Consider the following 6,168-nt stretch of genomic DNA (forward strand, 5'->3'; position numbering starts at 1 on the left):
CGATTTAAATATTTCATATATTGGTGGTAGAGATAGTATTGAAAAAAACTTAATTTCAGAGTTTGATATTAAGTACAAATCAATTTTTACTGGAAAACTTAGACGTTATATTTCCATCGAAAATTTTATAGATATATTTAAAATTATAGTAGGAACTCTACAGTCATTTTTCTATCTATTATTTAAACCAAGAAATACTCTAATCTTTTCAACTGGTGGATTTGTTTCTGTTCCTGTTGTTGTGGCGGCAAAATTGACAGGTAAGAAAATATTTATTCATGAGCAAACAAGTAGAGTGGGTCTTGCTAATAAGATCTGTTCAATTTTTGCAAATAAAGTCTTTGTGAGTTTTGAAGAGTCTATTAAATACTTTCCAAAGAATAAAACGATTTACTCTGGATATCCTATTCGTAGAGAATGTTTTGAAGAATCTCTCTCGATAGATTCATTTAAAGGTATAGAACTTATAAACCCAGCAAAGCCTTTACTTTTTATAACTGGTGGTGGAAATGGATCACTACTTCTAAATAAGTTGATTAAAGAAGATCTATCTTTTTTAGAAGAGAAATATAACGTAATACACCAAGTTGGAAAGAAGTTCGTTGAAGAATTTGAGAAGTTTAAGTCTTCATCATATGTTCCAGTCGCATTTATTGGAAAAGAAATAATAGATATAATGAAAGCATCTTCTATTATCATTTCAAGAGCGGGAGCAGGAACTGTTTGTGAATTAATGGCCCTTAAAAAGAGAAGTATATATATTCCATTAAAAATTGCTCAAAAAAATGAGCAGTATCATAATGCTATGGAAGCTCATCATAAGTTAGGTTCACTCGTAATTTCTGAGGATGAGTTAACGAACTTAAATATTAAGACAATTCTTGAGACCTTTAATAAACAGGAAGCCCATAATGTCATTGGGATTGAAAATAAGGCCGTAGATCTACTCCTTAAAGAGATTAAAGACTTATAAACTAGATGTGAGAATAAATAAGAAAAATATTTACTCCATATTCTCAGTAGCTTATGTATCGATTTACCCTATTTAATAGATATTATGTTGCTCTGTGGTGTGTTTGATTTTTTTTTCAGTTATACAATTTAATTGAGAAATAATTCACACTAACAGGATGTCGGTATGAAAGTATTTATTTTTTCGATCACCTTTCTTTTTCTTTTTTCTTGTTCAAGTAATTTAGAAATTCCCGATGAATCATCAACTCTTAAAGATAGTGATCAAGATTTAATTTCGGCCACAATTTTTCAGGTTGTCGGTGATTATAATGGCAATCTATGGAGTAGAGAATGGACTCAGTTTATTTACGATAGCTTAGAATATAATACTGGTCTTCTTGAAAATGATATTAATGAGCAAGACCTTCAAAGCATAAACTGCTCAAACTTTAACTCTCTATCTAAGACACAAAGAACGATGTTTTGGGCACTATTTATGTCATCGGTTTCTCACTTTGAATCAAGCTTTAATCCAAATGAAAGGTACTACGAAAGTTCAATGAAAAAATATTCTGAGGGCCTATTTCAGTTAAGTACAAGTGATTCAAGTTATTATTCTAATTGCGATGTGGATAATTCTAATATTTTAGATCCTAAAGAGAATATCAGATGTGCTATTTCAATCTTAGATGTCCAGATTGAAGGTTCTAGTAGGAGAGAACCTGGAAGACTTTTTCCTGATTCTTATTTCTATTGGTCAGTATTAACAAGGTCTTCAAGTAAAATTAAAGTACAAAACTTTTTTAAAGAGAGAGTAGGTGAGCTACTCCCATTCTGTCTTTAGAAGTAATAAGATAATGCAGCTTCTGATTGGTTATTACGCTCAGATCTTAGATGCTCTAAACTAAGTGCCATAGAATCAATGAATGTATACCTCAGTCTTGATCCATATCTATAGGTTCTACTAACGTGAGAAGGAAATCTCCATTTATAGTCTCCAATGAGGCCAAACTTTATTTTCTTTTCAGTGTTGAAGATAATTTCTAATTCTGGGCCAACACCAATTCTAAATCCTTCTTTTGAAAGTTCTTTGTGTACGTCTACTTCTGAAGCAAGAAATAAATAACTCTTAAAGTACTTACCCATAAGTGATGCTCCACCACCAATTTCAAAACCTGGAGATAGACAGTACTCACAGCCTCCATCTTTGATTGACTTCATACGAGCATCAAATCTCCACGAAAGATTTGAGAAGAATTTTTTGATAGGACTAATAGAAATAACTCTAACAAGACTTAGGTGATCAATAGCAACTTGTTTTTCTTTGTTTTTAATCTCATCATTTGAGAAATATTTTAATTTTATATTAACCATCTCCATCGTTGCCTGTGGATTTTGTCCAACATCAGAATCATAGAAATCATGCAGAGCAAATCTGTATGATAGTGTTTGATAGAAGCCTTGTAGCTTGTCTTCCCCAGCTCCTAATGTAAAACGCCTAGATCCGTGACCATTTTCAGGTCTTTCTATTTCAGGGAGCTTGTAGACTATCTCACTATTTTGTATACCTGTCTCAGATCGACTTATGAGAAGCTCCTGTTTCCACTTCATGGCCTCTTTCTTTTCTAGAAGTATATCTTCACTATGCTTATAGTCTAGGTAGTCAATGGCAGTATCAAGGATTTTAGCTTTCGTCTTATTTGGTAACTTGTCTAGAGAAGTTGAAGACTTCGAGTTAATTACATTTTCAAATAAAGAAACTTCACTTTCTTTTAGATTGGAGACAGATATCTTCGCTTTTTGCATTTTAGACGGTCTATAGCCAACTCTTCTAACTAACCCTGGTGTATTTGAAATTGTTTTAATCGTATCAACAGGAAGAACAAAAGTAGGATTTTTATCTGATAAGTTCCATGAGTCATTGGCGACATCTAAAAGTCCTAGCATATGGTATGAACAATTCTCTGTTAGATAAAAATAATTAAAGTAAGTTTGACCCATCTCCCATATATGGGCGACAACAGTATCAACTTCCTTTTGAGTGAGATTTAGATCATAGCTCCATAGATCTCGTGACTCATAATCATTATATTCTCTTACTTTATAAAAGTAGGGCATGGCCGCGAACTCGCCCTTAAATCCTCCAGCAAAACCCATAATTGAATAAATTAACGCGTTATTTGTAGTAACGTTTGCAGAGTAATTAATCGCATAATCTAGTAGCTCAAAGTTTTGATCCTCTTGAACTGTATTTCTAATATTCTTATTAAGCCTCATAAATGTATGTCCGAAAGCTGAGGCCGGCGTGTCTAAAAAGTAAGATGAAAATACTATTGAAATTGATTTCGCTGCGACTTTATTTCTAAATTTTTCAAACTCAGTACAAGTATCGCCAATATCTTGATTTGTAATCAATCCTTCTGATAGGAGAAATCTTGTTCTTGCAGGAAATCTACACTCGGGTCTCATTGAGCTTTTATTAAATTCTTTCTTATCTTTTTTATAGGCCTTAATATTTTCTTGTAGCTCTAAGAGAGGATTAGTGGCACCGCTTTGATGATAGAAAAATGTTGGTTCATCAGCTTCACTTGTAAACCCAGAAATTATATTTGGTTTATAGTGAAGAAGGTTTAACCACTTCTTAGAGAGTGCAATATCTTCAATAGAAGATTTTGCAAAAGTACTGTGAAATGTAAAAAATATTATAAAGATTAAAGCCGTTTTCATGGCAAAAAGGATATCACTGGAAGATAAACACTTCCAGTGATATTGAATTATGATCTAATTAAATACAAGCTTTATTAGTTTCAATTACGTTTCTGATACTCATATCAATTGAAGAAGCTTCAGTGTTTGCTTCTGAGAAGATAGTCTTGTAGTTCTTTTGAAGAGCTGATCCAACTGCCTTAAGATTTGTACATCCGTACATTCTTGAAAGAGAAGCAAGAGTTGCACCTTGTCCACGAGCGATGTCGTTAGAAAGAGCTACTTTGTTTGCTTTGATGAAAACAGTATTTGCTTGTCCACCCATTCCGTCTAACTCACAGTTAGAAGTTCCTGAAGTCATACCAAAAGTATTGTTACCAGAAAGACCATTTGTAGTTGCTCCAAGAACTTGGTGCATTAGGTTTGAACCATCAGTAAAAAGAGTAGAACCTAGTCCACAACCTTGAGCTTGGTATGATGCTGCAGATGCAGATACAGAAATTAAACCACCAGCTACTAATCCTAGAATAATTTTTTTCATTCGTTCCTCCGTGAAAGATTTGTTATTGAAAATTTCAATTATATAAAAATGTAGCAGATTAGTGAGTCTGCCACAATAGGGAATCTAAAGAGATTTAATTAACACCCAATTATATTCTAAGAATATACCCGCGCGATTTGATCGTCTTAATATACTGAGAAAAAGGTTTGAGCTTCTTTCTTAAGTTAGAGAGATGCGTGTCTATATTTTGATTTTGAACATGTACGTTTGGCCATAATAGATTAGTTATATAGTCTCTAGAGAAGATCTTATTAGGGCTCTTAGCAAGTAGATGTATAATTTTAAATTCAATTGGAGTAAGTTGAATTTTTTTATCGTCTATTTCCGCCATTTGAACTTCAGTGTGAAGTATAAATCCATCAAAGCTAATTGATTCATTAGCAGGCTTACTTCCTTTTTTCGTAACAATTTTATTTTTAATTCTTGCCACTAATTCATTAAGAGAAACTGGCTTTACAATAAAGTCATCTGCACCAAGCTCCATCCCCTGAACAACAACATCTTCAGATGGATCACCTGTTAAAAATATTACAGGTATTTCTGGGTGAGTATCCTTAAATGTTCCATAAAGCTCAAAACCATTCATATTAGGCATATGAAGATCAAGAATTATTAGGTCAGTCTTTTTAGAGTTTAGGTAACCTATTAGTTCTAGAGGATTTTGAATTAACTCTAAATCAAAATTACTCTCTAGTAGCTCTTTATAGCTTAAAAGGTTGTCTTGAACGTCATCTACAATAGTAACGTGCATTTTCTCACCCATAATTTACTCCGGGGTTGTTCTTGATGTATGCTAACAAAAAAGAGCGTTGGCTCTTAAGGTTAATTATATAACTTACTTTATTTATATAAATTTATGTTTAAACTGAATTAGAGTCAATGAATTTAGTTTTAAATATGGGATTAACTTAGTTGGTCTTAAGATGGAGAGAAGGTTGAAGGAACAAGTACTTGATATTTCGTTATGGCAAGAAAGACTAAGTGATTTCTCTAAAGCTAGAGATTGGGGGCAGTTTCACAATCCAAAGAACCTTTCTATGGCCCTTAGTGTAGAATCTTCCGAATTAGTCGAAATCTTTCAATGGCTAACTTTAGAGCAGAGTAGTTCACTAGCACCAGAACTAAAGAAGAAAGTAGAAAATGAGATGTCAGATATCTTGATGTATCTCATAAGGTTAAGTGATGTTCTTGATATTGACTTAAGTAAGTCTATAGATGAAAAGTTTATCCTTAATGGTGAGAAGTACCCCGTAGAGCTCGCTAGGGGTACGGCAAAGAAGTATAATGAATTAAAGACCGAGTAGTCCTTTCTTTAATCCTTCATCAGTTGCATTTACAAACCAAACTGAAAGCATCGCTTTTGTGAAGTCTGCACCTTTAATCTTTTCAAGCTTCTTATTATTAATAGTTGACTCAACTCCGTCATTTAAAAAAGTGAAGACCATCGTTTGTCCCTTCTCTATATCGCTGAAGTAAGTATAGAAAGTGTTGATTCTTTCTTGAAGTGAAGGAAGCTTATCTTTTGGAACAGAGTTTTTAAAAGCTCCTTTCCATCCATCAATCAAGTCGGAGGCATCTACATCTCTAACAAATTTCATAATGATCTGCTTTGGAGTTTTATCATCTAAAAAGGTATTATAGTCGGAGCTTTTCTTTTGCATATAAAGTCCACCAACATATACCTTTATTCCAAGCCATGTCGCTTTTCTTGTTCCAAGACCGTTTAAGACTAATTCTTTACCAGATAGGTTTACAGTGTCTGGAAGAGTTACATCATCTTGTGTTGCTGAAAGGGTAGTTGCACTTATTAAAAAAGCGAAAGCTGCTATGAAGTTTTTCATGTTATCTCCTAATAAAATTTAAATATATTTTATCACTAAAATTAATTTTAGCATTTTTAAAATAGGCGGAAAGCAATACCTAAGTTTCTCTTTTATATAAACGTA

General features: G+C 33.0%; 7 protein-coding genes. 3 read left to right on the forward strand and 4 right to left on the reverse strand.

The window, feature by feature from the left end:
• Together ABX784_RS14915 and ABX784_RS14920 are read left to right on the forward strand one after the other, a co-directional pair.
• Nucleotides 1-973: glycosyltransferase (locus tag ABX784_RS14915; protein ID WP_372655857.1), on the forward strand; the 973-nt coding region annotated here is incomplete at its 5' end.
• Between the two features lie 165 nt (nucleotides 974-1,138).
• Nucleotides 1,139-1,798: a hypothetical protein gene (locus ABX784_RS14920; protein ID WP_372655858.1), complete on the forward strand. Its 660-nt coding sequence runs from the start codon at nucleotides 1,139-1,141 to the stop codon at nucleotides 1,796-1,798.
• On the opposite strand, the gene ABX784_RS14925 is transcribed toward ABX784_RS14920, so the two are convergent.
• The 3 genes from ABX784_RS14925 to ABX784_RS14935 form a co-directional block, all read right to left on the reverse strand.
• Nucleotides 1,795-3,681, reverse strand: coding sequence for a DUF4105 domain-containing protein (locus ABX784_RS14925; protein WP_372655859.1), 1,887 nt, complete (start codon nucleotides 3,679-3,681; stop codon nucleotides 1,795-1,797). The genes ABX784_RS14920 and ABX784_RS14925 overlap by 4 nt on opposite strands.
• A gap of 58 nt (nucleotides 3,682-3,739) precedes the next feature.
• Nucleotides 3,740-4,201 carry a DUF3015 family protein gene (locus ABX784_RS14930; protein WP_372655860.1) on the reverse strand — a complete coding sequence of 154 codons (462 nt, stop codon included), beginning with the start codon at nucleotides 4,199-4,201 and terminating at the stop codon, nucleotides 3,740-3,742.
• Nucleotides 4,202-4,310: 109 nt separating this feature from the next.
• A complete protein-coding gene (locus ABX784_RS14935; RefSeq protein WP_372655861.1) occupies nucleotides 4,311-4,985 on the reverse strand; it encodes a response regulator transcription factor in 675 nt (224 codons plus the stop codon).
• Between the two features lie 172 nt (nucleotides 4,986-5,157).
• Here ABX784_RS14935 and ABX784_RS14940 point away from each other — a divergent pair, with 172 nt between their 5' ends.
• Nucleotides 5,158-5,526, forward strand: a complete 369-nt coding sequence (locus ABX784_RS14940; RefSeq protein ID WP_372655862.1) for a nucleotide pyrophosphohydrolase — start codon at nucleotides 5,158-5,160, stop codon at nucleotides 5,524-5,526.
• On the opposite strand, the gene ABX784_RS14945 is transcribed toward ABX784_RS14940, so the two are convergent.
• Nucleotides 5,512-6,063 carry a chalcone isomerase family protein gene (locus ABX784_RS14945; protein WP_372655863.1) on the reverse strand — a complete coding sequence of 184 codons (552 nt, stop codon included), beginning with the start codon at nucleotides 6,061-6,063 and terminating at the stop codon, nucleotides 5,512-5,514. The genes ABX784_RS14940 and ABX784_RS14945 overlap by 15 nt on opposite strands.
• Nucleotides 6,064-6,168 lie beyond the last annotated feature (105 nt).

The sequence above is a fragment of the Halobacteriovorax sp. genome, from assembly GCF_041587335.1.
In the GTDB taxonomy this organism is placed as follows: domain Bacteria; phylum Bdellovibrionota; class Bacteriovoracia; order Bacteriovoracales; family Bacteriovoracaceae; genus Halobacteriovorax.

Excerpts from the sequence above, each read along its gene's own strand:
- ABX784_RS14930 (WP_372655860.1), bottom strand. The coding sequence starts at position 4,201 with ATGAAAAAAATTATTCTAGGATTAGTAGCTGGTGGTTTAATTTCTGTA.
- ABX784_RS14925 (WP_372655859.1), bottom strand. The coding sequence starts at position 3,681 with ATGAAAACGGCTTTAATCTTTATAATATTTTTTACATTTCACAGTACT.
- ABX784_RS14920 (WP_372655858.1), top strand. The coding sequence starts at position 1,139 with ATGAAAGTATTTATTTTTTCGATCACCTTTCTTTTTCTTTTTTCTTGT.
- ABX784_RS14935 (WP_372655861.1), bottom strand. The coding sequence starts at position 4,985 with ATGGGTGAGAAAATGCACGTTACTATTGTAGATGACGTTCAAGACAAC.
- ABX784_RS14945 (WP_372655863.1), bottom strand. The coding sequence starts at position 6,063 with ATGAAAAACTTCATAGCAGCTTTCGCTTTTTTAATAAGTGCAACTACC.